Below are 23,314 nucleotides of genomic sequence, written 5' to 3'. Positions count from 1 at the left end.
TGTTTCTCCTCTGCGGCTACATAACCTGACCCCACGACGGTCGCCAGGTGATCGGCTCGGCCTACGTGTCGAGGTCTTCCAGGTAAGCGGCGGGCTCACCGCCGGCGGCGGTAAACGCTGTGAGGGCACGGACCAGCCCCCGGCGTTCTGGCGCTGGCATCTTTTCGACGATGCCGGCGATTTCAGCCCGTCGGTGCGAGGTGACCTGGCGCACTACCTTGCGGCCCCGCGTGGTGAGCGCGGCCAGCAGTTCGCGCCGCGAGGTGGGATGCGGCAGCCGGTCGATGAGTCCGGCGCCAACAAGCCGGTCCACCATCCGGCCGGTGGCCGATGGTTTCCCACCCAGCAGTCCCGCCAGCGTGGCGAGGTTCATCGGGCCTCGGTTGGACAAGATCACCAGGGTACGAAACTGCGGAATCGTAATGGTCTCGTCGACCGAAGCAATCGAGTGAGCCGAAATAGCCACCAGCAGTCGTGATGCGGTCAGCAACCCGTCGGTGATCGCATCGAGTGACTCATCAATTACCGTCGCGTGTTTGGTGGGCATCGGTGCTCCCCTTGTCCGAGCCGGTCAACGTGCTCTTCGCGCCCCGCACGCGCGTATAAGGCAATATTAGCAGGATTCTACTATCAGAGCTATAAATAATTTCTTAGTGCTACTATCAGCGGCGGCATCATTCACTGTGGGCGTGCAGTCCGCCGCCCCGCCGACGAGGACGTCGCAGCAGACTCCCTCTTCTCTTCTTTGGAGGCCCCGATGGACATCGACACCACTACAGGCGAAGATCACACCTTGGCGAGCGACCACCGGGCGGTGTGGGCGCTCGGCGACTACGCGCTGATGGCCGAGCAGGTGATGGCCCCCCTAGGCCCGGTGCTGGTGGGCGCTACCGGTATTGGCCCGGGCGATCGGGTGCTCGACGTCGCTGCCGGATCAGGCAATATCTCGATCCCCGCCGCCATGACGGGTGCCACAGTCGTTTCCAGCGATCTCACGCCAGAGCTGCTGTACCGCTCCCAAAAGCGGGCTGCCGAGCGCGGTCTCACGCTTGAGTGGCGCGAAGCCAATGCCGAAGCCCTGCCGTTCTCCGACGGCGAGTTCGACGCCGTGATATCCGCGATCGGCGTGATGTTCGCACCGCATCATCAGCTTGCGGCCAACGAGCTGGTGCGGGTCACTCGATCCGGGGGCACGATCGGGCTGATCAGCTGGACGCATGAAGGATTCTTCGGCCAAATGCTGGCCACGATCAGGCCGTATAGGCCGATTATGTTGCCGGGCGTGCCGCCGGCAGCGTTGTGGGGGCGCGAGGACTATGTCAGCGGGTTGCTGGGAGACGGAGTCAGGAAAATCAGTACCCAGCGTAAAACGCTAAGGGTGGACCGCTTCCGCAGCGCCGAGACGATCCACGAATACTTCAAGACCCATTACGGCCCGACGATCAACGCCTACCGCAACATCGGCGACAATCCCGTGCTTAGCGCCGCACTCGATGCCCAACTCACTGAACTCGCCCAACGCCACCTCCACAACGACGTCATGGAGTGGGAATACCTGCTCGTCACTGCAGAAAAACGATGAGCCGGACCATTCGGCACGTGCTGCGTATGCAACCGAAAGCGCGATGTCCTCCTCGTTGAGGACACGCTGCAGGAAAGGTGAAGAGGGCATGGCCGGCTCGCATAGCATCCGAAACTGGGATCCCGAAGACACCGCCGCGTGGGAGAGCGGTAACAAGGCCATCGCTCGTCGAAATCTGCTCTGGGTCGTCGCATGCGACCACATCGCCTTCGGGATCTGGACCCTGTGGCCGGTGATGGTGCTGTTCATGCCGCAGAACGTGTACGGCTTTTCCGCGGCCGACAAATTTTTGCTTGGCGCCACCGCCACTTTCGTCGCTGCCTGCCTGCGCCTCCCCTATTCCTTTGGCATCGCGACCTTCGGCGGCCGCAACTGGACCGTGTTTTCGATACTGGTGCTGCTGTTGCCCACCGTCGGCACAATCTTGTTGCTAGCTAACCCTGGCCTGCCGCTGTGGCCATATCTGGTGTGTGCGGCGGTGACCGGCGGCGGCGGCGCCAACTACGCCGCATCGCTGACCAATACCAACGCCTTCTACCCGCAGCGACTCAAAGGCTCGGCGCTGGGGTTTAACGCTGGGGTCGGCAATCTTGGAGTGCCGGTGATCCAGTTGGTGGGATTGCTGGTGATCGTGGTGGCCGGCCATCGCCAGCCATTCTGGGTGTGTGGGCTTTATTTGACGCTGCTGACGATCGTCGCCCTCGGCGCGGCTCATTTCATGGATAACCTGGATCATCCGACCGAGGTTAGCCACCTACGCGCGATCCTCACCGAGCGCGACACGTGGCTACTCGCGCTGCTCTACCTCGGCACTTTCGGATCATGGATTGGGTTCTCGTTCGCCTTCGGCCTGGTGCTGCAGTACAACTTCATGGCCGGCGGGCAAAGCGCTGCGGCAGCCTCTCGGCACGCCGCCGAATTCGCGTTCATCGGGCCGGCGCTAGGGTCGCTGGCAAGAATTTACGGCGGCAGGCTGGCCGACCGCCTCGGCGGCAGCCGCGTCACCCTGGCGGTGCTGGCCGCCATGGCGTTGACCACCGGACTGCTGGTCACTATCAGCACCCTCGATGACCGCACTCAAGGCCCAATGGCCGCGGCGACCCTGGTCGGCTACGTCGTCAGCTTCATGGTCCTGTTCTTCCTGGCCGGATTGGGCAACGGGTCGGTATACAAGATGATCCCGTCGGTTTTCGAAGCACGCAGCCACCAACTCGACATCGACGAATCCGAACGCCGCCGCTGGTCTCAAGCCATTTCCGGGGCGGTGATCGGCTTCGTTGCGGCGTTCGGAGCGCTCGGCGGTGTGGGAATCAATCTGGCATTGCGGCAGTCCTACCTGGCCACCGGCACCGAGACGTCGGCGTTTTGGATTTTCCTGGTGTTCTACGTCATCGCCGCCATCGTGGCGTGGACAAGGTATGTACGTCGGAGCGCCCCAACGGCGACCGAGCAGCCATAGGCGCTCACGCAGAAACGAGTCTCACATCAGGTTTGAGCCGCCGTCGCGCCGCTTGTGGCCGGGCTAGCTGCCGCCACCAAGGCTGCTTCCTCGTGGACGATATGCGAGTACCAGGGGCGCACTATGCATCAGCGAGCGACTTTGGTTTGAAGAGACGTTAGATTCGATCGCGAGTCTTACAACGTCGTCTCGCTTCTTCAGCAGGCCGGCGTCGAGTTCAGACGATAGCGCCGCCGGGCCGGGTTGACCCTGATCGCGTTTCTGGATTGAGGGCGGTCCAGTAGTCCTGGTCGAGTGCCCGACACAACACAGGTACCGCGGATGAACTATCCGAACCCGATGTGACGGCTCTCCTCCGTCGGGATCCCACAGCGTCTGTTACCTGCGGCTATCCGAATCCTGACTTCCCGGTGACGATCTCGGCCTCGAGCGGCTCGCCTCTACGGCGGGGACGAGGATGTTGATGCGGTCCCCCGTGGTGAGCCGGACCGTAGGGTCGGCCTCGACGAGCTGGCGGTCGTGGAGGATCGACACGGGGAGGTGTCCGGCTGGCCAGTCGAGTTCACCGAGGGTACGGCCGACGGCGGCCGAGTCGGGCCCGAGCGTGCGCTCGACGATGTGGTACCCGGCGAGTTGGCTGCGCAGATCGTGTTCGGCGGCTACCGCGTGCGGGTCGGCCCAGCTGGCGGCGGTGCGGCTGGCGGCTATCTCCGGTTCCGCGTCGGCGAGGTAGGCACTTACCGCGCGCAGCACGTTCTGGTTGGTCAGCCAACCCTGAACGCGGCGCGCGTCTGTGTCGATGACCGGGAGCCCATCACGGCCATAGAGAACGAGCTGTCGCAGGGATTGGGCTAGGTTGTCGTTGGCGAACAACGCCTGGGGTTCGCGCACCCGGCTGACGGGGCCGAGCAGAGCCGTCCAGTCCCGGTCACCATCTCCCGCCCGGCGGGCGATATCCAGCGGGGTGGTGAACCGGTGCATGGCGTCGGCGGCGGTGAGGGCGACGAACGCTTGGGCGGGGGCGGGACGGTCGATGTCAGTGCCGCGACGCAGAAGTTTGGTGGTGTATATCGTGCCGTAGGACAGCGCGCGGGACACGGTCGTGGCGACGGCGACGGCCAACATGACGGGCAGGGTGAGTGTGAAGTCCCCGGTCATCTCGACAGTGCTGGCCAGCGCAGTGAGCGGAGCCCGCGCGGCAGACGCGAACACCGCGCCCATCCCGATAATCGCATATAGGGCGGGTTCCCCGACCCCTGGGCCGATCAGCTGGTGGACGGCTAGCCCGAAGGCCATACCGGAAGTGGCCCCGATGAACAGCGAGGGTGCGAACACACCGCCGGACCCGCCGATCCCGATGGTCAGGCTGCAGGCCAACATCTTGCCCGCGGCGAGAATTACCAGGAACCACAGCGCATAGTGGCCGGCGAAGGCGGCGTACAGCACGGGGTAGCCCACTCCGTACAGTTGTGGAACCGCCAGCAGCAACAGGCCGAACACGATGCCGCCAACTGCCGGCCGTGCCCATTCCGGACGGCGACGCCACACCCGATCGCATAAATCCTCGGTCTTGTACAAGACCTTCGTAAAGAAAATCCCGATCAATCCGGCGATCGCTGCGAGGAGTGCCACCAAAAGGTAGTTAGCGATGTGGTCCAGCCCAATGCCTGCGGGGATCTGGGTGAGGAAAGGTGCCGAGCCGAAGAAAACCCGGGCGATCACGTCCGCAACCATCGCCGAAATCATGACGGCGAAGATGGCCTCGACGGCGAGGTCCCGCAGGATCAGTTCGATGGCGAAGAACACCCCAGTAATGGGGGCATTGAACGTGGCGGAGATACCGCCGGCTGCCCCGCAAGCCACCAACACCCGCAGCCGGTTCTCCGGCATACGTACCCACTGGCCAAGGCTGGACGCCAGCGCCGCGCCGATCTGGACGATCGGACCTTCCCGACCGACCGAGCCTCCCGCGCCGATGCATAGTGCCGAGGCGAGCGCCTTCACCACGGTCACCTGGGGACGGATGCGACCACCGTTCTCCGCCACTGCGATCATCACTTCTGGCACACCGTGGCCGCGGGCCTCGCCCGCGAATCGTGAGATCAACGGCCCGTACAGTAATCCGCCGACGACCGGGATGACCACAAAGAACCCGACGCCGAGCCAGGGCAGGTTGTCGCTACCCACCCAGCCCTGCTGCCCGAACTCGGTGTGTCCGGTGGCCAGCCAGGTGAATCCAAAAATCAGGTAGCGGAACGCCACCGCACCAAGCCCGGCACTCACCCCCACCACGATCGCGACGCAGAACAGTCCGAGGCGATTTGCGCGCAACCAGCCGGCCACTCGTCGCACCGCGTCGGGCACCGATCGCGAGATCCGCGCCGGATCAGTAGCCGCCTTTTCCTGCTCCAATCGCCTTCACCCTTTCCGCTATCGGACCATCTCATTTTCCGCTATCGGACCATCTCAAGATCGGCCATTCCGCGGTGCTGCTCTACCCTCGGCAACATTCCACGATGAGGCGTCCGGCCGGGGGCCTGTCGATGGCGCGGCCAATGTGGTTAAGGAGTAGTTGGCGGCGTCCGAACACCACCGCGGCATCTGCTGGCTCCGTCTCCTCGGCGAATCCCTCGTGCATCACCCGGCGTTGTTGTCCAGAACGTCGAGATGGCCTGCGCGGGACGCGATCTCGTCGATGCACCGCCAAACGGACTCGTCGGAGCCGACGTTGAGCCGGACCATCGTCACCCCGTCGGGACCGGCGCAATCACGTCGCGATGTGCCGAAGACTCTGGCTGCACCGTCGGCAAACAACCGGGCCGTCGCCAATCCGATCCCCGACGACGCACGGGTCACCAGGATCGTGCGGTCGATGCGGGTCGTGCGTGACATCTCCTCACCCTACCGGCGGGTCGGCCTCGATTCCCGGGCGGAAGGCCACGATCGGAAGCTGGCGCACCAACCATTCTCGCGCCTCCTGACTGCCCGTATCAGGAACCACTTTTCGATTCGCTTCAGCCAGACGGGCACCATGATCGGCTTTTCGTTGAGTTCGGAGTGCGGTTCGGGTGCGCGACCGGCGAACGAGACGACGGCACCTTTGGCTTGCTTACGAGGTAGATGGGGCTCGGCGCCGTGGGGGCGCACCGTGCTCCAGGGTCGATGGCAATCCAGAACGGTGGCCGGTCGCCGGCTTGGGCCCAAGCGCTCGCGGCATCTCCGCTGAGGTAGAACTCCGCCTTGCTTGGGCAGCTTCGTGAATTGGCCGAGTCGTTTCGTCCGGTGATCGAACTCTGTTGGGCCACAAGACGGCAACCATCACCCCGGACCGCTACAGGCATCTATTCCCTGATGACTTAGCGCGGGTTGCCGACGCTCTCGAACACCGTGCCCCCAGTCGGACTCGAACCGACACTGGACGGATTTTAAGTCCGCTGCCTCTGCCAATTGGGCTATGGGGGCCCGGCGGCGAATCTAACCCGCCGAGTCTGGATCCGTGGCGCCGCATCCCTCAATAACACGCCAAATCAGCGATGTGCGTCACAGGCCCGCTTCTAGTAGGATCCGCGCGCCGCGCGTGTCTTCTCGGTTTGCTGTCCCAACGCAGATGACACCCCTGTGTCGCCCGTCCGGAGCTTGTTAAAACTGCGAGCCTCTTCGTTAAGAAGCCGTAAACGGCTGTCACCCTAGCCATTTCGATCGGGAATGTGGAGTCATGGGTCATTAGCCTTACGCCAACGCACAGGGGCCGTTATGAGAACACACAGAGTCCGATTCACCGCCTGGGATCGGCACTTTCGAACAACTAGGAGCAATCGATGTCGTTTCTGACAGCACTGCCTGAAGAGTTGCTGGCCGCACAGGCGCTGCTAGAGGGAATCACCACCAACCTGACGGCGCAGAACCTGGGCTCCGCAGCCCCGACCACGGCCATCCTGCCCGCAGCCGCCGACCCCGTGTCGGCTCAGCAGGCGGGAATCTTTGCGGCGTACGGCACCCTGTACCAGCAGATCGCCGGGGAAGCTCAGACTATTCAAGAGCAGTACGTAAGCACCCTGGGCACCAGCTCGACCACCTACAGCGCCACCGAGGCCGCCAACGCGGCCCAGGCCGCCGCATCTTCCGCCGGCGGGCAAAATATCATCGACATCATTTCCGGGCTCCTCGGCGGCCCCTCCGGAAGCCTCAATGGCACACCGTTCAGCCTGTCAGGCAACCTGGCCAACATATTCAACATCGGCGGCGGCAACTGGGCTTCCGCCGGGTCTGACCTGCTCGGTCTTGGTGGTCTGGTAAATGCACCTGCTGCCGACGCCGCCGCAGACGCTGCCGGCGCAGCCGGCGCTGCCGATGTCGTGGGCGCGACGAGTCCGGTCGGCGCCGGCATGGGCGCGATGCCGGTGGCCGCCGTGGGCCAAGCAAGCATGGTGGGCAACAAGTTGTCGGTGCCGCCCAGCTGGGCCGGCGCGGCAACTTCGGCAACCAGCTCTGCCACTGCCGTCGAGACAGTCGGCTTGACCGCCGCCGTGCCACAGGCCGGCGCCGGGGGGATCGTGCCCGGGATGCCCGGGATGGTTACGGGCGGACGAAACAGCGCGGGCTTCGGCGCACCGCGCTACGGCGTGAAGCCCATCGTCATGCCCAAGCCGACGGCCGTTTAAGGATCCGCGCCGATGCGGCCGCACGTAGTCAACAACCAGCCGAATTCAGTTAACAAAGGGATACAGAACAATGGTGTTTGAATTCGCAGCCATACCACCTGAAATCACGTCGGCCCTGATGTACGCCGGCGCGGGCGCAGGGCCGCTGATGGCCGCCGCGACGGCTTGGCACAACCTGGCCGCCGAGCTGAGCACCACGGCGACTCAATGGGAATCGATCATCACGGCACTGACCACCGAGCAATGGACGGGAGCCGGGTCGGCCGCAGCGGGAGTTGCCGCCCAGCCCATCGTGACCTGGCTGACCACCTCGGCGGCGGCGGCCGAGCAGGCGGGCGCCCAGGCCACGGCATCGGCGGCAGCTTATGAAGCGGCGTTTGCGGCTACCGTCCCCCCGCCGGTTATCGCCGCCAACAGGTCTTTGCTGGCAACGCTCGTCGCTACGAACTTCCTGGGCGTGAATACGGCCGCGATCATGGCGTGCGAAGCCCAATATGCCGAAATGTGGGTCCAAGACGCCACGATGATGTCCACCTACCAGGCCGCCTCGCTGGCGGCCGGGGTCCTTCAGCCGATGACGCCGATGGCGCCGGCCACCAATCCAGCCGGACCGGCCCTGCAGGCAGCGTCGGTCGCCCAGGCCACGGCGTCGACCCCTGTCCAGGCGTTGACGAACGTGGTGTCGTCGGCTACCCCGGCGCTGAGTCTCGGCAGCGGTGGCGGCCTCATCACTTCGCTTGACGGCTTCCTCGGAACCCCGTTCGTCTTCAATGGCATAAATGGCGCGGTGAACACCGCGGCATGGTTCACGATGAACGCCATCCCGAACGCGGCAATGCTGGGTAAAACCATGGGCGTCGTGCCAGGGATCGACGTCGCGGCTGCAGCGCCCGCCGCCGCCAATGCGGCCGCGGCGGCGGAAGGAGCCGCGGTGGGCGCGGTGGCGCCGACGGGCTTGGGCGCAGCGGCCGCTGCGGGCATGGGCGAGGCCGCCACGGTCGGTGGACTGTCGGTGCCGGCCGGCTGGTCTAGCGCCGTCCCCGCGACCACCGTCGGCGCGACGGTTGCCGAAGGGACCGGCTGGACCGTCGCCGCCGAGGAAGCCGCGCCGATCGCCGCCATGCCCGGAATGCCAGGCATGGTCGCGGGCGCCAAGGGTGCCGGTGCCTTCGCCGGACCGCGGTACGGCTTCAAGCCGATCGTCATGCCCAAACAGGTCGTCGTCTGATCGGGAAACGGCTTTCGCAACCGAAAACTTCGAGATAAGGAGAGATTCATATGGCAACGCGCTTTATGACTGACCCGCACGCGATGCGGGCGATGGCGGGGCGTTTTGAGACCCACGCCCAGACCGTTGAGGACGAGGCCCGCCGCATGTGGGCGTCGTCGCAGAACATCTCGGGTGCGGGCTGGAGTGGCGCCGCCGAGGCGACCTCCTACGACACCATGGGTCAGATGAATACGGCGTTTCGCAACATCGTGAACATGCTGCACGGGGTACGCGATGGCTTGATCCGTGACGCCAACAACTACGAGCAGCAAGAGCAGGCCTCTCAGCACATCCTGAGCAGCTAGCTGCCGACCCCTTTTCTGACGATAGGAGAACACCGAGATGACCATTAACTACCAGTTCGGCGACGTCGACGCGCATGGCGCATTGATCCGTGCCCAGGCTGCCTCGTTAGAGTCCGAGCACCAGGCCATCGTCAGCGATGTGCTTGCTGCCGGTGACTTCTGGGGTGGTGCCGGTTCGGTGGCCTGCCAGGAGTTCATCACCCAGTTGGGACGCAACTTCCAGGTGATTTACGAGCAGGCCAACGCCCACGGCCAGAAGGTCCAAGCGGCCGGCAGCAACATGGCCAGCACGGACAGCGCGGTCGGGTCCAGCTGGGCCTAGTGCCGAGCAGACGCAAAGCCCCCAAATCCCACCGGATTTGGGGGCTTTGCGTCTGCTCGCGCAATCCATAGCGTCCCGTCGAGAATGAAAGCTATTCGCGGATTGACGATTTTGCGCTCTACTCGCGAATCGCCATGCATCACAGTCTCTTCGGGTCGCGAGTCACCTTGAACCGACTGTATACGGCACATATGAGGCGCAAACATGCCGCGCGAACCGCCAGCCGCCGGACCCGCTTACATTTGAGTACTCTATGAAGTCGGTGACAACCGCATATGGCCCAGGAAGAATGAAACCGATGACCGCAATAACGGGTTACGCGAGCAACCAGCGGCCACGCCAGGCCATCCTCGGGCAGTTGCCACGCATCTATCGAGCCGACGGGTCACCGATCCGTGTTTTGCTGGTGGATGACGAACCGGCGCTGACCAATCTGGTCAAGATGGCGCTGCACTACGAAGGCTGGGACGTCGAAATCGCCCACAACGGACGCGACGCCATAGCCAAGTTCGACAAAGTCTCTCCGGACGTCCTGGTCCTCGACATCATGCTGCCTGACGTGGATGGACTGCACATTCTGCGGCGGGTGCGCGAATCCGACGCCTACACACCCACCCTGTTCCTCACCGCGCGCGACTCCGTCATGGACCGGGTCACCGGGCTCACCGCCGGCGCCGACGACTACATGACCAAGCCGTTCAGCCTGGAGGAGCTGGTCGCCCGGCTTCGGGGTTTGCTACGACGGTCCAGCCAGCAGAGCCCGCCGGCCGGCGAGTCGCTCAAAGTCGGCGATCTGAAAGTCGACACCGCCAGCCGGGAAGTCACGCGCGGGGGGCAGGCCATATCGCTTTCCTCGACCGAGTTCGAGCTGCTTCGCTTCCTGATGCGTAATCCCCGCCGGGCGCTGAGCCGCACCGAGATCCTCGACCGGGTCTGGAACTATGACTTCGCCGGCCGCACCAGCATCGTCGATCTGTACATCTCGTACCTGCGAAAGAAGATCGACTCGGGTAGGGACCCGATGATCCACACCGTGCGTGGTGTTGGATACATGCTGCGACCACCAGAATAATTTCTTCAATGAGCGACGACCGGAACACCCCCAGGTGGCTTCCGCGTTCGCTGCGCCGCCAGTTGCTGCTGGGTGTATTGCTCGTAGTCACCGTGGTACTGGTCGCCGTCGGCGTCGTCTCGGTGCTGACCCTGCGCAGCTATGTCACCACGATGAACGACGCGGAGGTCGCCAAGTCCCTGCATGCGTTCACCCACTCGTACGACCGGTACCGCAAGGGCGAACACACTCCGGCACGCGCCACCCCTCCCACCGTCGCCCAGGCACTGCTCGAATTTCCGGGGCAAACGCCGGGCAATCTCATCGCCGTGCTGCACGACGGCGTCGTGGTCGGCTCCGCGGTCTTCACCGAGGATGGATCACGACCGGCGCCGCCCGACGTCGTCCGCGCAATCAAGGCGCAGAAGTGGGTCGACGGACCACCGCATACCCAAAAACTCGGCAGCCTGGGCACCTACCGCGTCGACTGCAGCATCGAGGGGTCCGACGTGCTGGTCGTCGGGGTGTCGCTCAGCCTTGCCCACCAGATCATCGAGCGCAAAAACATCACCACCACGATCCTGGTGACCGTCGCGCTGCTGGTCACGGCGGCACTCACGATCTGGGTGGTCGGACTCACCCTTCGCCCGCTGCGCCGCGTCGCCGCGACCGCCGCCGAGGTCGCCGTGATGCCGCTCGCCGGCGACGACCACCGCATCAGTATCAGAGTCCGACCAGAGGACACCGACCCGGGCAACGAAGTCGGAATCGTCGGCCACACCCTAAACCGCTTGCTGGACAACGTAGATAGCGCGCTGGCGCATCGCGCCGATTCCGACCTGCGGACGCGGCAATTCATCACCGACGCCAGTCACGAGCTGCGCACCCCACTGGCGTCGATTCAGGGGTACGCCGAACTCACCCGTCAAGACAGTGAAGCGTTGCCGCCGACCACCGAATACGCGCTGGCCCGCATCGAGTCCGAGGCGCGGCGGATGACGACGCTGGTCGACCAACTGCTGCTGCTTTCGCGTCTGGGCGAGGGCGAAGACCTGCAGACCGAAGACGTCGACCTGGCTGACGTCACCATCAACGCCGTGAACGACGCAGCGGTCGCGGCAACGACACACAATTGGGTCAAAAACCTGCCCGACGTGCCGGTGTGGGTCCGCGGCGATCAGGCCCGGCTGCACCAACTCGTCAGCAACCTGCTCACCAACGCTCGGGTACACACCCCGCCCGGCGTCACGGTGACCACCGGGATCACCCGCTACTACCCCGGCGCCGACCCGCCGTTCGTGGAACTGACGGTCGAGGACAACGGACCCGACATCGACGCCGAGATCCTCCCCCGGCTGTTCCAGCGCTTCGTTCGCGCCGACAAGTCCCGTACCAACGGGGCAGGCAACGGCCTCGGCCTTGCCATCGTCAGCTCGATTGTCAAAGCTCACCATGGCTCGGTCACCGCCGAGTCCGCCAACGGCCGAACCGTCTTTCGGGTGCGAATTCCCATGATCGACGATCCGGTCACGGAGTCGCGTAGCGAACCGCGGCCGGAAAACCCCGAGATTTCGCAAAAGCCGCGGGGCAAGCCGTAAAGAAACCGTTAACGCCGACTGCGCCGTGCGGGTGTCGGGCCTAGCCTCATTCGTGTCCTGCTTTTCGGGTCGGTGTTGCCCCCAATCGATCGACGATCGCATTGACGAAAGACAGCTATGTCCGTGGTGATCTATCTCCTGCTGACCGTGGCGGCCTTTGCCGCGCTCGGCGCCATGCTGAATCTTGGATTGAAGTAGGAACTGTGAGTGCCGCCAACCTGATCGGCCTGACGCTGGCTGTCCTGATTGCCGTGCTGCTTGCTGCGGCCCTGATCTTCCCGGAACGGTTCTAGTGAGCGCCACCGCGGGCGGTGTGGTATTCCTCGCGCTGCTGGTAGTCGCGCTGGCCGCTGTGCACGTGCCGCTGGGCGACTACATGTTTCGTGTCTACAGCTCCCAAAAGCATTCGCGGACCGAACGTCTCATCTATCGCATGATCGGCGCCAACCCGGAGTCCGAGCAGACGTGGGCCACGTATGGCCGTAGCGTGCTGGCGTTTTCGGCGGTCAGCATCATCTTCCTGTTCGTCTTGCAGCTGGTACAGGACAAGCTGCCGCTGCATCTTTGGAACCCGGCGACGAAGATGACGCCCGCGTTGGCCTGGAACACGGCCGTCAGCTTCGTCACAAACACCAACTGGCAGGCCTACTCCGGCGAATCCACGCAAGGCCATCTGGTGCAAATGGCCGGTTTGGCGGTGCAGAATTTCGTGTCCGCCGCTGTCGGCATGGCCGTCGCGGTCGCACTGGTACGCGGGTTTGCCCGCCACCACACCAACGAGCTCGGCAACTTCTGGGTGGACCTGGTCCGCGGCACCCTGCGTATCCTGCTGCCAATCTCGATCGTCGGCGCGATTGTTCTGGTCGCCGGCGGGGTCATCCAGAACTTTCACCTCGACAATCAGATCGTCACCACGCTGGCCGGTGGCCACCAAACCATCACCGGCGGCCCGGTCGCCAGCCAAGAGGCGATCAAGCTGTTGGGCACCAACGGCGGTGGCTTCTACAACGCCAACTCCGCGCATCCGTTCGAGAACCCGACCGCATGGACGAACTGGATCGAGATCTTCCTGCTGCTGGTGATCAGCTTCTCGCTGCCTCGCACGTTTGGCCGCATGGTGGGCAGCAAGAAGCAGGGCTATGCGATCGCCGCGATCGTCAGCGTCATCGCCGCTTTCAGCGTCACGTTCATGATGCTGTTCCAGTTGCAGCACCACGGCACCGTTCCGACCGCAGCGGGCGCAGCGATGGAGGGTGTCGAGCAGCGATTCGGGGTTGCCGAATCCGCCGTCTTCGCCGACGCGACCACGCTGACCTCCACCGGCGCAGTCGATTCCGCGCACGACTCCCTGACCGGCCTGGGCGGCCTGATGGCGATGTTCAACATGCAGCTCGGTGAGGTGGCGCCGGGCGGTACCGGCTCGGGCCTGTACGGCATTCTGATCCTGGCCGTCATCACGGTGTTCGTCGCCGGGTTGATGGTGGGCCGGACTCCGGAATACCTCGGCAAGAAGATCACACCGCTCGAAATGAAGCTGGCCGCAGGTTATTTCCTGGTCACCCCGCTCATCGTCCTGCTCGGGACGGCTACCGCGATGGCCCTGCCGGGGCAGCGGGCCGGCATGGCCAACACCGGACCGCACGGCTTGTCCGAAGTGCTCTACGCGTTCACCTCGGCCGCCAACAACAACGGCTCTGCTTTCGCGGGCTTGTCGGCCAATACGGTTTGGTATGACACGGCTTTGGGCTTGGCGATGCTGTTCGGCCGCTTTCTGCCGATGATTCTGGTTCTGGCGCTGGCCGGATCGCTCGCCCGTCAGGGCGCCACGCCGGAATCCAGTGGCACCCTGCCCACCCACAAGCCTCAGTTCGTCGGCCTGGTGGCGGGTGTGACGGTCATTCTGGTCGCCCTCACCTTCTTGCCCGCGCTGGCACTTGGGCCACTCGCCGAAGGGATCCACTGAAACCGTGCCCGCCACAACGTTTTCCGCCATACCGAATACCGCTGCGCCACGACCTGTCGGCCACGCACCGGGCGAAAAGCTTCAGGGCGGCAAGCTCGACCCGGGCTTGCTGCTGAAGTCGCTACCCGACGCACTGCGCAAGCTCGATCCGCGCACCCTGTGGCGCAACCCGGTGATGTTCATCGTGGAAATCGGCGCTGTGTGGTCGACGATCCTCGCGTTCCGCGACGATACGTGGTTCAGCTGGCTGACCGTTTTCTGGCTCTGGCTGACAGTGCTTTTCGCCAACCTGGCCGAAGCGGTCGCCGAGGGACGCGGCAAGGCCCAGGCCGACACCCTGCGCAAGTCGAAGGCCGATACCATCGCACACCGTCTCACGGACTGGTTTCCCGGCTTTCTGGAAAGAACCAGCGGCGCAATGGAAGACATCGCCGCACCGCTGCTACAGCAGGGCGACATCGTTGTGGTCGCCGCGGGTGAGGTTATTCCTGGCGACGGTGATGTGGTGGAAGGCATTGCCTCAGTGGATGAGTCGGCCATCACCGGTGAGTCGGCGCCGGTGATCCGCGAATCCGGCGGCGACCGCTCAGCGGTGACCGGCGGCACCACGGTGCTGTCGGACCGCATCGTGGTCAAGATCACCCAGAAGCCGGGCCAGAGTTTCGTCGACCGGATGATCGCATTGGTCGAAGGCGCCAATCGGCAGAAGACACCAAACGAGATAGCGCTCAACATCCTGCTGGCCGCCCTGACCATCATCTTCGTGTTCGCGGTGGCGACCCTGCAGCCACTGGCGATTTACGCCAAGGCCAACAATCCCGGTGTGCCAGACACCGAAGCCCTCAACGGTGACGGCATCAGCGGCATCGTGCTGGTGGCCCTGCTGGTGTGCTTGATTCCCACCACAATTGGCGCGCTGTTGTCGGCAATCGGCATCGCCGGCATGGACCGGCTAGTGCAGCGCAACGTGCTGGCCATGTCCGGCCGCGCGGTCGAGGCGGCCGGTGACGTCAACACTCTGTTGCTGGACAAGACCGGAACGATCACGTTGGGCAATCGGCAAGCGTCGGAATTCATTCCGATGATCCGGGTGACTTTTGGCGAACTGGCCGACGCCGCGCAGCTGTCCAGCCTCGCCGACGAAACTCCCGAGGGCCGTTCGGTCGTCGTCTACGCCAAGGAGGTCTACGGGCTGCGCGCGCGCACCCCCGGAGAGCTCGCCAACGCGTCCTGGGTCGAGTTCAGCGCCGCGACCCGGATGTCGGGCGTGGACCTCGACGGACGCCAGTTGCGCAAGGGCGCGGCCAATTCGGTAGCCGAGTGGGTGCGCAGTCATGGAGGCACTGTTCCGGCCGAGCTCGGGGAGATTGTCGACGGCATCGCCGCGGCCGGCGGTACCCCGCTGGTTGTCGGGCAGGTCATCTCGGCTGGAACCGCCGACGGTGATCCGGCCGAAGGGGCCGAAACGGCTGAATTAGGCAAAGTGCTCGGCGTCATCCACCTCAAAGATGTGGTCAAGCAGGGCATGCGTGATCGGTTCGACGCGATGCGTCTGATGGGGATCCGGACCGTGATGATCACCGGCGACAATCCGTTGACCGCCAAGGCGATCGCCGACGAGGCCGGGGTCGACGACTTCCTCGCCGAGGCGACGCCCGAAGACAAGCTGATGCTGATCAAGCGTGAGCAGCAGGGCGGACGCTTGGTCGCGATGACCGGTGACGGCACCAACGATGCCCCGGCGCTTGCTCAGGCCGACGTGGGCGTGGCGATGAACACCGGTACCTCCGCGGCCAAAGAGGCCGGCAACATGGTGGATTTGGACTCCGACCCGACCAAGCTCATCGAAATTGTGGAAATCGGTAAGCAGCTGTTGATCACCCGCGGCGCGCTGACCACGTTCTCCATCGCCAACGACATCGCCAAGTATTTCGCGATCGTCCCGGCCATGTTCGTGGCGCTGTTTCCCGGGCTGGACCTGCTCAACGTCATGCGGTTGCACAGCCCGCAGTCGGCGATCCTGTCGGCGGTGATTTTCAACGCGATCGTCATCGTCGCGCTAATTCCGTTGGCGCTCAGGGGTGTTCGGTATACGCCCAGCCGGGCATCGAAACTGCTTAGTCGTAACCTCTACATCTACGGCCTGGGCGGCATCGTCGCCCCATTCGTCGGGATCAAGCTCATCGACCTGCTGGTTCAACTGCTGCCGGGGATGGCCTGAGATGAACGTCACCAACACGATTCGTCAACACTGGGCCGCGCTGCGCGCGCTGCTCGTGCTGACCGTGATACTCGGTTTCGGCTATCCGCTACTTGTTTGGCTTGTGACTTTAATTCCCGGGCTTCCCGGGCTGCCCGGCTTACACGACAAGGCCGAGGGGTCAATCGTCACGGCCGGCGGTAAACCGGTCGGCAGCAAGCTGATCGGCCAGTCCTTCACCGATGCGTCCGGCAACCCGCTGCCGCAGTACTTCCAGAGCCGGCCGTCGGCGGCGGGCAATGGATATGACCCGTTGTCGAGCGGCGGCAGCAACCTGGGGCCCGAAAGCGTCGTCGACATCCCTGCGGATCCGACCAAGCTGGCGGGCGGCGCCAGCGCGACGGACGCCGGCTTCAAGCCGAGCCTGCTGACACAGGTGTGTTCGCGCAACGCGGCCGTCGCGCAAGCAGAAGGTCTGGGCAAGGACGGCGGGGCGCGTCCGTTCTGTACCGGCGGCGGAGTCGGCGCGGTGTTGTCGGTGATCGGGATACGCGATTCGCGTGGTTACGTTGTCAACCCGAGCAGGGTGGTCAGCGTCAACGAACCGTGCGCAACGACACGCCAGACGTTTCTGGACATCTATCGAGGCGTGCGCGTCGAGTGCGCAACTTACGGCGAGGACTATGCGAGCGGCCAGCTGGTGCCGATTCGCGGGGCTGCGCCGGACAATCCGCGGGTCCCGCCGGACGCGGTGACGGCCAGCGCCAGCGGCCTGGACCCGGATATCTCACCGGCCTACGCCGACATACAGGTCGCCCGGGTGGCCAGGGCCCGCCATGCCACGCCGGATCAGATCCGTGCGGTGGTTCAGGCCAACCTAGGAGGGTTCTTCGGCGAGCCGACCATCAATGTCCTGCAACTCAACCTGCAACTCGACCACCGGTATCCGGTCGCGAGCTAGCGCCGCGGAGGGATGATGGTTGGCGTGACCGACGACGTCAGCCTCAGGGACCAGCATCCCAAGCGCGGAGAGCTGCGCATCTACCTCGGTGCGGCTCCGGGTGTCGGCAAGACGTACGCGATGCTCGGAGAGGCGCACCGGCGCCTGGAACGCGGCACCGATGTGGTGGCCGCCGTCGTCGAGTCCCACGGCCGCCGCAAGACCGCTGAGCTGCTCGAAGGCATCGAGCTCATTCCGCCGAGGTATATCGAATACCGCGGTGGCACCTTCCCCGAACTCGACGTCCCGGCCGTGCTGGCGCGCCATCCGCAGGTGGTGCTGGTCGACGAACTCGCCCACACCAACACGCCGGGCAGCAAGAACCAGAAGCGGTGGCAGGATGTGGAGGAACTGCTCGACGCCGGGATCGCGGTGATCTCCACGGTGAACATTCAACATCTGGAAAGCCTCAACGACGTCGTCGCCCAGATCACCGGCATCGAGCAGCAGGAGACGATGCCGGATTCGATCGTGCGCGAGGCCGCGCAGGTCGAACTCATCGATATCACACCGGAGGCGTTGCGGCGACGGCTATCCCACGGCAACGTCTATGCTCCGGAGCGGGTCGACGCGGCACTGTCGAACTACTTCCGTCGCGGAAATCTCACTGCGCTAAGAGAATTGGCGCTGCTGTGGCTGGCCGACCAGGTCGATACCGCGCTGGCTAAATACCGCGCGGAGAACAAGATCACCGATCTGTGGGAGGCACGCGAACGGGTCGTGGTGGCGGTCACCGGTGGTCCTGAGTCGGAGACGCTGGTACGCCGCGCATCTCGCATAGCGTCGAAGTCCAGTGCCGAACTGATGGTGGTGCACGTGATACGCGGTGACGGCCTCGCCGGGCTGTCCGAGGCTCGGATGAGCAAGATCCGTGAGCTGGCGAACAGCCTCGACGCGTCCCTGCATACCGTCGTCGGCGACGACATACCCAGTGCCTTACTCGATTTCGCCCGCGAGATCAATGCCACCCAACTTGTGATCGGCACCTCTCGGCGGTCGCGGTGGGCGCGCGTGTTCGACGAAGCCATCGGCCCGACGATTGTGCAGCTGTCCGGAAAGATCGACGTGCACATCGTCACGCACGAGGAATCGGGACGAGGCTTTCGGATGGCGTCGCTCGCGCCCCGCGAGCGACGCGTCGCGTCCTGGCTTGCGGCCTTCGCCGTCCCGACCGTCATCTGCGCGGTCGCGGTGACATTGCTGGATCCGTATTTGAACACTGGCGGTGAAAGCGCGTTGTTCTTCGTCGGGGTGTTGCTGGTAGGTCTGTTGGGAGGCGTTGCCCCGGCGGCGCTTTCGGCCGTGCTGTCCGGGCTGCTGCTGAACTACTATTTGATTGCCCCGCGGCACAGCTTCACCATCGCCGAACCCAACAACGCCGTAACCGAATTGGTGTTGCTGCTGATCGCGGTCGCGGTCGCGGTCCTCGTCGACCACGCGGCCAACCGCACCCGCGAAGCCAGACGCGCGTCGCAGGAGGCCGAATTGCTGACGCTGTTCGCGGGCTCGGTGCTGCGCGGCGCCGATCTCGAGACGCTGCTGGAAAGGGTGCGAGAGACCTACTCGCAGCGCGCGGTCAGCATGCTGCGGGAGCCTGGCGATGGGCGCGGGAAGCATAAGGGCTACCTGGTTGCGAGCGTGGGCAAAGACCCTTGTGTGGTGGTCGATTCCGCCGACACCGCGATCGAGGTCGGCGACCAAGGGTCCTGGGAGTACTGGCTGCTGATGGCCGGCAAGAAGTTGTCCGCCCGGGACCGCCGGGTGCTCAGCGCGGTGGCCAGGCAAGCCGCCGGCCTGGTCAGACAGCGCGAACTGGCCGAAGACGCCAGCCGGGCCGAGGCGATCGTGCAAGCCGACGAGCTGCGGCGCTCCCTGCTGTCGGCGGTCAGTCACGACCTGCGCACGCCGCTGGCGGCCGCCAAGGTCGCCGTTTCCAGCTTGCGTGCCGAGGACATCGCCTTCTCTGCCGAGGACACCGCCGAATTGCTAGCCACCATAGAGGAATCCATCGACCAGCTCACCGCGCTCGTCGGCAACCTGCTGGATTCGTCGCGCCTGGCCGCCGGTGTGATTCGCCCCGATCTGCAGCGGGTGTATCTAGAGGAAACGGTGCAACGCGCGTTGGTCAGCATCGGCAAGGGCGCCACCGGTTTCTACCGACCCGCCATCGACCGCGTCAAGGTGGACGTCGGTGATGCCGTCGCGATGGCCGATGCCGGTCTGCTCGAGCGGGTCTTCGCCAACCTGATCGACAACGCGTTGCGATACGCGCCCAACTGCGTGGTCCGGGTCAATGCCGGACGAGTAGGCGATCGCGTATTGATCAACGTCATCGACGAAGGCCCCGGAATCCCGCACGGGGCCGAGGATCAGATCTTTGAGGCCTTCCAGCGTCTGGGCGATCACGACAACACGATGGGCGTCGGCCTGGGAATGTCTGTCGCGCGTGGTTTCGTAGAGGCCATGGGCGGCACTATTCAGGCCGGCGATACGCCTGGGGGTGGACTCACCGTGGTGGTGGATCTGGCCGCGCCGCATCGAGGCGGTGGACGATGACACGGGTTTTGGTGATCGACGACGAGCCGCACATCTTGCGGGCGCTGAAAATTAATCTTTCGGTGCGGGGCTACGAGGTGGTGACCGCTTCGACGGGCGCGGGCGCCTTGCGCGCCGCCGCCGAACACCGCCCCGACGTAGTGGTTCTTGACCTCGGTCTGCCCGACATCTCGGGTATCGAGGTACTCGGTGGGTTGCGCGGCTGGCTGACTTCACCGGTCATCGTGTTGTCGGCGCGTACCGATTCGTCAGACAAGGTCGAGGCTCTGGACGCCGGCGCCGACGACTACGTGACGAAACCTTTTGGTATGGACGAGTTTCTGGCCCGGCTGCGTGCCGCCGTCCGCCGCAACGCCGCGGCGTCCGAGCTCGAGCAGCCGGTTGTCGAAACCGACGCGTTCACAGTCGATCTCGCCGCTAAGAAAGTCACCAAAGATGGAGCCGAGGTGCACCTCACGCCGACCGAATGGGGCATGCTCGAGGTGCTGGTGCGCAACCGGGGCAAGCTCGTCGGCCGCGAGGAACTCCTCAAGGAGGTGTGGGGTCCGGCGTATGCGACCGAGACCCATTACCTGCGCGTGTATCTGGCGCAGTTGCGGCGCAAACTCGAGGACGACCCGTCGCACCCCAAACACCTGCTGACCGAATCGGGTATGGGGTATCGGTTCGAGGGGTAATTGGCTGTGTGAGTCACATCCGTCACACGCGTCCCTGGAAAGACGTCGCACACCTTTTTGTCCACCCCACAGCGACAACTTCGCTGACTGCCGTAATGCCCGCACTCGGTTGATGATTCGGTATTCAGTTGCGTGCGGTATGTATGCCGTACGTACAGACCAGGGTTCAACCGCTTGACCCGACCGCGTCCGATCTCCCAACGCAATGCGTCCGATATAGCCTCCGATGGCCTGCCACGGACGCAAAAGCGATGCCGGGCAAGCGCATCGATCATTTCGGGGATGGTCGCCGGTCCATTCTGGGACAGATGCATCGTCAGCACGTACCGAAGCTCGATTCCGTGAAGTTGCTTCATGGTCGAACCCTCGCATACTGGTACGACATCTGCGCCCGGGTGTGATTCTAGGGCTTTCAGCGTGAGTTCAGGGCGGCCTCGAGGACGAAATTTCACCCTGACTACACACCGAAAGCCGTAGATTCACAATCGAATACCACGACACAGCGGCACCGAAGTTGTCGCTCTGAGGTGGACAAATAGGTGCACGACTTTTTCCCAGAGGCGCGTGTGGCGGATGTGACTCAGCCGGTGATCGATAGCGCGATGCCGTCCAGGATGTCGTGCTCACTGACGGTCAGCTCGTCGATGCTGGCCCGCTCACCCAGTTCGCGCGCCAATTCTTGGACCACGATGGCACCACCGCCGATCACGTCGGCCCGGCCCTCGTGCATGGGCGGCAGCGCGGCACGCTGCGACCGCGTCATGCCGATCAGCCTGTCACAGACGGCAAGCAGATCCCTGTTGGCGACCCGCGAAAGATGGATGGCCGCAGCGTCATACGCGGTCATATTGTGGGCCAGCGCCGACAGCGTGGTCATGGTGCCGGCGAGCCCGACCCAGGTTCGGGCTCCTTCGACCGGCACCACCCGCAGTGCGATTTCGAGCTGTTCGCGAACCACCCGACGAGCCGCTGTCACTTCCTGCGGTGTCGGCGGGTCCGAATGCAAACACCGCTCGGTCAGTCGGACGCAGCCAATGTCGGCCGAATAGCTTGCTATCGCCCGAGATTCGCCGAAGACGATTTCGGTCGAGCCGCCGCCAAGGTCCACGACCACGAAAGGCGCACCCGCGCTGTCTAATTCGCCGACGGCTCCGCTGAACGACAACGAAGCTTCCTCACCGCCACTGATTACTTCCGCGATCGCCCCAGGGATTACAGCCCCGAGTACCTCGGCCGTCATAGCGAAGAAATCATCACGATTGGCGACATCGCGGGCGGCAGACGTCGCGACCATCCGTACCTTCCCGACATCGTGCACTTTGAGCAGCGCGGCATAGTCGGCCAAAGCGGATCGGGTCCGCGCAATCGCTTCCGGCGCGAACTGACCCGTCGCGTCGACTCCCTGCCCCAACCGAACGATCCGCGTCTCGCGATGCACATCGCGCAGCCGGCCGTCAACTGAGTCGGCGATCAGCAGACGAATCGAGTTGGTACCGCAATCAACTGCGGCGACCCTGTTCATGGCCATGAAAGCACCGCTCCCACTCCTGGCTCAGCTGTCAGCAGGGCCAGGGCCTCGTCCCCGAGCGGGTTCAGTCCCGGACCCTTGGCCAGCGAGTGCGCGATCAGCACGTGCAGGCACTTGACCCGGTAGGGCATGCCGCCGGCGGAGAACGTGGTTCCCAACGACTCGATCGCGTCACGCTCGGCCAGATACGACGCGTGAGCACGCCGATACGCGGCGGCCAGTTCGGGGTCCTGGCGCAGCCGTTCGGTCATCTCGCGCATCAGGCCGGTGTTCTCCAGCCGGCTAGCGGCCGCGGTGAGGACGGGATGCGTCAGGTAGTACAGCGTCGGAAATGGCGTGCCGTCAGGGAGTTTCGGCGCGGTCTTCACCACGCCGGGTTGACCGTCGGCGCATCGGTAAGCGATCTCGAGTACCCCGCGAGGCTCGCGACCGAGCTGACGCGCCACCGCTTCCAGGTCGGCCCGATCAACCACCGGGCAACGCGGGCTTAGGGAGTCCCGGTGGCCCAGGCTCCGTGGAGGGGGCCGCCGGGGCGGCGGTGGGTGGCAAGTGTGGCGCGTCGGCGATGGTGTGCCACAACGAGGTGTACCAGGGGTCGCTGCTGGCCGGTTTCGCCGCGTCGACGCCCGGCTGCGGAGCTACCGTCGCCGTCGCGGGCAGCTGAACTTGGAACGGGATGTCCCCCGGCTTCACGAAGCCGAGACGTTGGCGGGCCTGTGCCGCGACGTAGGCCGGGTCAGCGAGCTTGTCCTTGCGCTGTTGCAGCTCGGTGATCTGCTGGCGCAGCGCGGCTTCGGTCGCGGCCAGCTGAGTCATCTCGGTTCGCTGCTGAAAGTAGGTGCGTACCGGGCCGGCGATGGTCAGCGTCAGCACACAGACGACGATGGCCAGGATCGCGGCCCGCCGCGCGGTGAAACCCAGCCGCTGCTCGGACCGCTGTTCCACTGATTCGGCAATCGACTGCTTGATGGGTTCGATGACCTGTTCGCGCAACGTCGCGCTACCGTGCGGGGACTGTGCGGCTTTGGCCGGCTTGGCGGAAGGCTTGGCGGAGCGACGGGCCCGAGCAGGGTCGCCGGCTTTCCCCGGACGCGAGGCCGGAGAACGACGTTTCCCGTTGGCTGCCAACCTAAGTCAACCTA

General features: G+C 64.6%; 20 protein-coding genes, 1 tRNA gene and 1 pseudogene. 14 read left to right on the top strand and 8 right to left on the bottom strand.

Annotated elements, in window-relative coordinates:
• Positions 1-61: 61 nt before the first annotated feature.
• A complete protein-coding gene (locus tag AC5Y21_RS00170) occupies positions 62-547 on the bottom strand; it encodes a MarR family transcriptional regulator (protein WP_499908232.1) in 486 nt (161 codons plus the stop codon).
• A 210-nt stretch (positions 548-757) separates the two neighbouring features.
• Here AC5Y21_RS00170 and AC5Y21_RS00165 point away from each other — a divergent pair, with 210 nt between their 5' ends.
• Together AC5Y21_RS00165 and AC5Y21_RS00160 are read left to right on the top strand one after the other, a co-directional pair.
• The gene (locus tag AC5Y21_RS00165; protein WP_499908231.1) at positions 758-1,582 is read left to right on the top strand and encodes a class I SAM-dependent methyltransferase; all 825 of its coding nucleotides are present in this window, start codon (positions 758-760) and stop codon (positions 1,580-1,582) included.
• 88 nt (positions 1,583-1,670) lie between these two features.
• Positions 1,671-3,041: an MFS transporter gene (locus AC5Y21_RS00160; protein WP_499908229.1), complete on the top strand. Its 1,371-nt coding sequence runs from the start codon at positions 1,671-1,673 to the stop codon at positions 3,039-3,041.
• A 378-nt stretch (positions 3,042-3,419) separates the two neighbouring features.
• On the opposite strand, the gene AC5Y21_RS00155 is transcribed toward AC5Y21_RS00160, so the two are convergent.
• From AC5Y21_RS00155 to AC5Y21_RS00145, 3 genes are all read right to left on the bottom strand, one after another.
• Positions 3,420-5,453 (bottom strand): chloride channel protein, encoded by a 2,034-nt coding sequence (locus AC5Y21_RS00155; protein WP_499908228.1) that lies wholly within the window; start codon positions 5,451-5,453, stop codon positions 3,420-3,422.
• Positions 5,454-5,678: 225 nt separating this feature from the next.
• Positions 5,679-5,933: an SDR family NAD(P)-dependent oxidoreductase gene (locus AC5Y21_RS00150; protein ID WP_499908227.1), complete on the bottom strand. Its 255-nt coding sequence runs from the start codon at positions 5,931-5,933 to the stop codon at positions 5,679-5,681.
• A gap of 496 nt (positions 5,934-6,429) precedes the next feature.
• Positions 6,430-6,503 (bottom strand) — tRNA-Leu (locus tag AC5Y21_RS00145).
• Positions 6,504-6,859: 356 nt separating this feature from the next.
• Here AC5Y21_RS00145 and AC5Y21_RS00140 point away from each other — a divergent pair.
• From AC5Y21_RS00140 to AC5Y21_RS00085, 12 genes are all read left to right on the top strand, one after another.
• Positions 6,860-7,702 carry a PPE family protein, SVP subgroup gene (locus AC5Y21_RS00140; RefSeq protein ID WP_499908225.1) on the top strand — a complete coding sequence of 281 codons (843 nt, stop codon included), beginning with the start codon at positions 6,860-6,862 and terminating at the stop codon, positions 7,700-7,702.
• 70 nt (positions 7,703-7,772) lie between these two features.
• A complete protein-coding gene (locus AC5Y21_RS00135) occupies positions 7,773-8,930 on the top strand; it encodes a PPE family protein (RefSeq protein ID WP_499908223.1) in 1,158 nt (385 codons plus the stop codon).
• 50 nt (positions 8,931-8,980) lie between these two features.
• The gene (locus AC5Y21_RS00130; protein ID WP_499908221.1) at positions 8,981-9,277 is read left to right on the top strand and encodes a WXG100 family type VII secretion target; all 297 of its coding nucleotides are present in this window, start codon (positions 8,981-8,983) and stop codon (positions 9,275-9,277) included.
• A gap of 37 nt (positions 9,278-9,314) precedes the next feature.
• Positions 9,315-9,599 (top strand): WXG100 family type VII secretion target, encoded by a 285-nt coding sequence (locus AC5Y21_RS00125; protein WP_499908220.1) that lies wholly within the window; start codon positions 9,315-9,317, stop codon positions 9,597-9,599.
• A gap of 298 nt (positions 9,600-9,897) precedes the next feature.
• The gene (locus AC5Y21_RS00120; RefSeq protein WP_499908218.1) at positions 9,898-10,671 is read left to right on the top strand and encodes a response regulator transcription factor; all 774 of its coding nucleotides are present in this window, start codon (positions 9,898-9,900) and stop codon (positions 10,669-10,671) included.
• 8 nt (positions 10,672-10,679) lie between these two features.
• Positions 10,680-12,248: a sensor histidine kinase gene (locus AC5Y21_RS00115; RefSeq protein ID WP_499908216.1), complete on the top strand. Its 1,569-nt coding sequence runs from the start codon at positions 10,680-10,682 to the stop codon at positions 12,246-12,248.
• Positions 12,249-12,451: 203 nt separating this feature from the next.
• A complete protein-coding gene (locus AC5Y21_RS00110; protein WP_499908215.1) occupies positions 12,452-12,541 on the top strand; it encodes a potassium-transporting ATPase subunit F in 90 nt (29 codons plus the stop codon).
• Entirely contained in the window at positions 12,541-14,211 is a 1,671-nt protein-coding gene (gene kdpA / locus AC5Y21_RS00105) for a potassium-transporting ATPase subunit KdpA (protein WP_499908213.1), read from the top strand. The genes AC5Y21_RS00110 and kdpA overlap by 1 nt, the downstream gene beginning before the upstream one ends.
• Before the next feature lie 28 nt (positions 14,212-14,239).
• Positions 14,240-16,432 carry a potassium-transporting ATPase subunit KdpB gene (gene kdpB / locus AC5Y21_RS00100; RefSeq protein ID WP_499908897.1) on the top strand — a complete coding sequence of 731 codons (2,193 nt, stop codon included), beginning with the start codon at positions 14,240-14,242 and terminating at the stop codon, positions 16,430-16,432.
• 1 nt (position 16,433) lies between these two features.
• A complete protein-coding gene (locus AC5Y21_RS00095) occupies positions 16,434-17,372 on the top strand; it encodes a potassium-transporting ATPase subunit C (protein ID WP_499908211.1) in 939 nt (312 codons plus the stop codon).
• 12 nt (positions 17,373-17,384) lie between these two features.
• Positions 17,385-19,967: a DUF4118 domain-containing protein gene (locus AC5Y21_RS00090; RefSeq protein WP_499908209.1), complete on the top strand. Its 2,583-nt coding sequence runs from the start codon at positions 17,385-17,387 to the stop codon at positions 19,965-19,967.
• On the top strand, positions 19,964-20,644 hold the full coding sequence (locus AC5Y21_RS00085; RefSeq protein WP_499908207.1) for a response regulator: 681 nt from the start codon (positions 19,964-19,966) through the stop codon (positions 20,642-20,644). The genes AC5Y21_RS00090 and AC5Y21_RS00085 overlap by 4 nt, the downstream gene beginning before the upstream one ends.
• Before the next feature lie 78 nt (positions 20,645-20,722).
• On the opposite strand, the pseudogene AC5Y21_RS00080 reads toward AC5Y21_RS00085, so the two are convergent.
• From AC5Y21_RS00080 to AC5Y21_RS00065, 4 genes and pseudogenes are all read right to left on the bottom strand, one after another.
• A pseudogene (locus AC5Y21_RS00080) lies at positions 20,723-21,000 on the bottom strand (hypothetical protein); the annotation flags it as partial.
• Positions 21,001-21,224: 224 nt separating this feature from the next.
• Positions 21,225-22,172, bottom strand: a complete 948-nt coding sequence (locus AC5Y21_RS00075) for a Ppx/GppA phosphatase family protein (RefSeq protein ID WP_499908205.1) — start codon at positions 22,170-22,172, stop codon at positions 21,225-21,227.
• The gene (locus tag AC5Y21_RS00070; protein ID WP_499908203.1) at positions 22,163-22,645 is read right to left on the bottom strand and encodes a DUF501 domain-containing protein; all 483 of its coding nucleotides are present in this window, start codon (positions 22,643-22,645) and stop codon (positions 22,163-22,165) included. The genes AC5Y21_RS00075 and AC5Y21_RS00070 overlap by 10 nt, the downstream gene beginning before the upstream one ends.
• On the bottom strand, positions 22,638-23,300 hold the full coding sequence (locus AC5Y21_RS00065) for an FtsB family cell division protein (RefSeq protein WP_499908202.1): 663 nt from the start codon (positions 23,298-23,300) through the stop codon (positions 22,638-22,640). Before AC5Y21_RS00065 ends, AC5Y21_RS00070 begins: the two co-directional genes overlap by 8 nt.
• Positions 23,301-23,314: the final 14 nt, after the last annotated feature.

This window comes from Mycobacterium sp. NGS41 (genome assembly GCF_059812725.1).
Note: the sequence above shows the minus strand (reverse complement) of the source record. Positions and strands in the feature narration are given on the sequence as shown.

Excerpts from the sequence above, each read along its gene's own strand:
- AC5Y21_RS00170 (WP_499908232.1), bottom strand. The coding sequence starts at position 547 with ATGCCCACCAAACACGCGACGGTAATTGATGAGTCACTCGATGCGATC.
- AC5Y21_RS00165 (WP_499908231.1), top strand. The coding sequence starts at position 758 with ATGGACATCGACACCACTACAGGCGAAGATCACACCTTGGCGAGCGAC.
- AC5Y21_RS00160 (WP_499908229.1), top strand. The coding sequence starts at position 1,671 with ATGGCCGGCTCGCATAGCATCCGAAACTGGGATCCCGAAGACACCGCC.
- AC5Y21_RS00150 (WP_499908227.1), bottom strand. The coding sequence starts at position 5,933 with ATGTCACGCACGACCCGCATCGACCGCACGATCCTGGTGACCCGTGCG.
- AC5Y21_RS00140 (WP_499908225.1), top strand. The coding sequence starts at position 6,860 with ATGTCGTTTCTGACAGCACTGCCTGAAGAGTTGCTGGCCGCACAGGCG.
- AC5Y21_RS00135 (WP_499908223.1), top strand. The coding sequence starts at position 7,773 with ATGGTGTTTGAATTCGCAGCCATACCACCTGAAATCACGTCGGCCCTG.
- AC5Y21_RS00130 (WP_499908221.1), top strand. The coding sequence starts at position 8,981 with ATGGCAACGCGCTTTATGACTGACCCGCACGCGATGCGGGCGATGGCG.
- AC5Y21_RS00125 (WP_499908220.1), top strand. The coding sequence starts at position 9,315 with ATGACCATTAACTACCAGTTCGGCGACGTCGACGCGCATGGCGCATTG.
- AC5Y21_RS00120 (WP_499908218.1), top strand. The coding sequence starts at position 9,898 with ATGACCGCAATAACGGGTTACGCGAGCAACCAGCGGCCACGCCAGGCC.
- AC5Y21_RS00115 (WP_499908216.1), top strand. The coding sequence starts at position 10,680 with ATGAGCGACGACCGGAACACCCCCAGGTGGCTTCCGCGTTCGCTGCGC.
- AC5Y21_RS00095 (WP_499908211.1), top strand. The coding sequence starts at position 16,434 with ATGAACGTCACCAACACGATTCGTCAACACTGGGCCGCGCTGCGCGCG.
- AC5Y21_RS00090 (WP_499908209.1), top strand. The coding sequence starts at position 17,385 with ATGATGGTTGGCGTGACCGACGACGTCAGCCTCAGGGACCAGCATCCC.
- AC5Y21_RS00085 (WP_499908207.1), top strand. The coding sequence starts at position 19,964 with ATGACACGGGTTTTGGTGATCGACGACGAGCCGCACATCTTGCGGGCG.
- AC5Y21_RS00075 (WP_499908205.1), bottom strand. The coding sequence starts at position 22,172 with ATGGCCATGAACAGGGTCGCCGCAGTTGATTGCGGTACCAACTCGATT.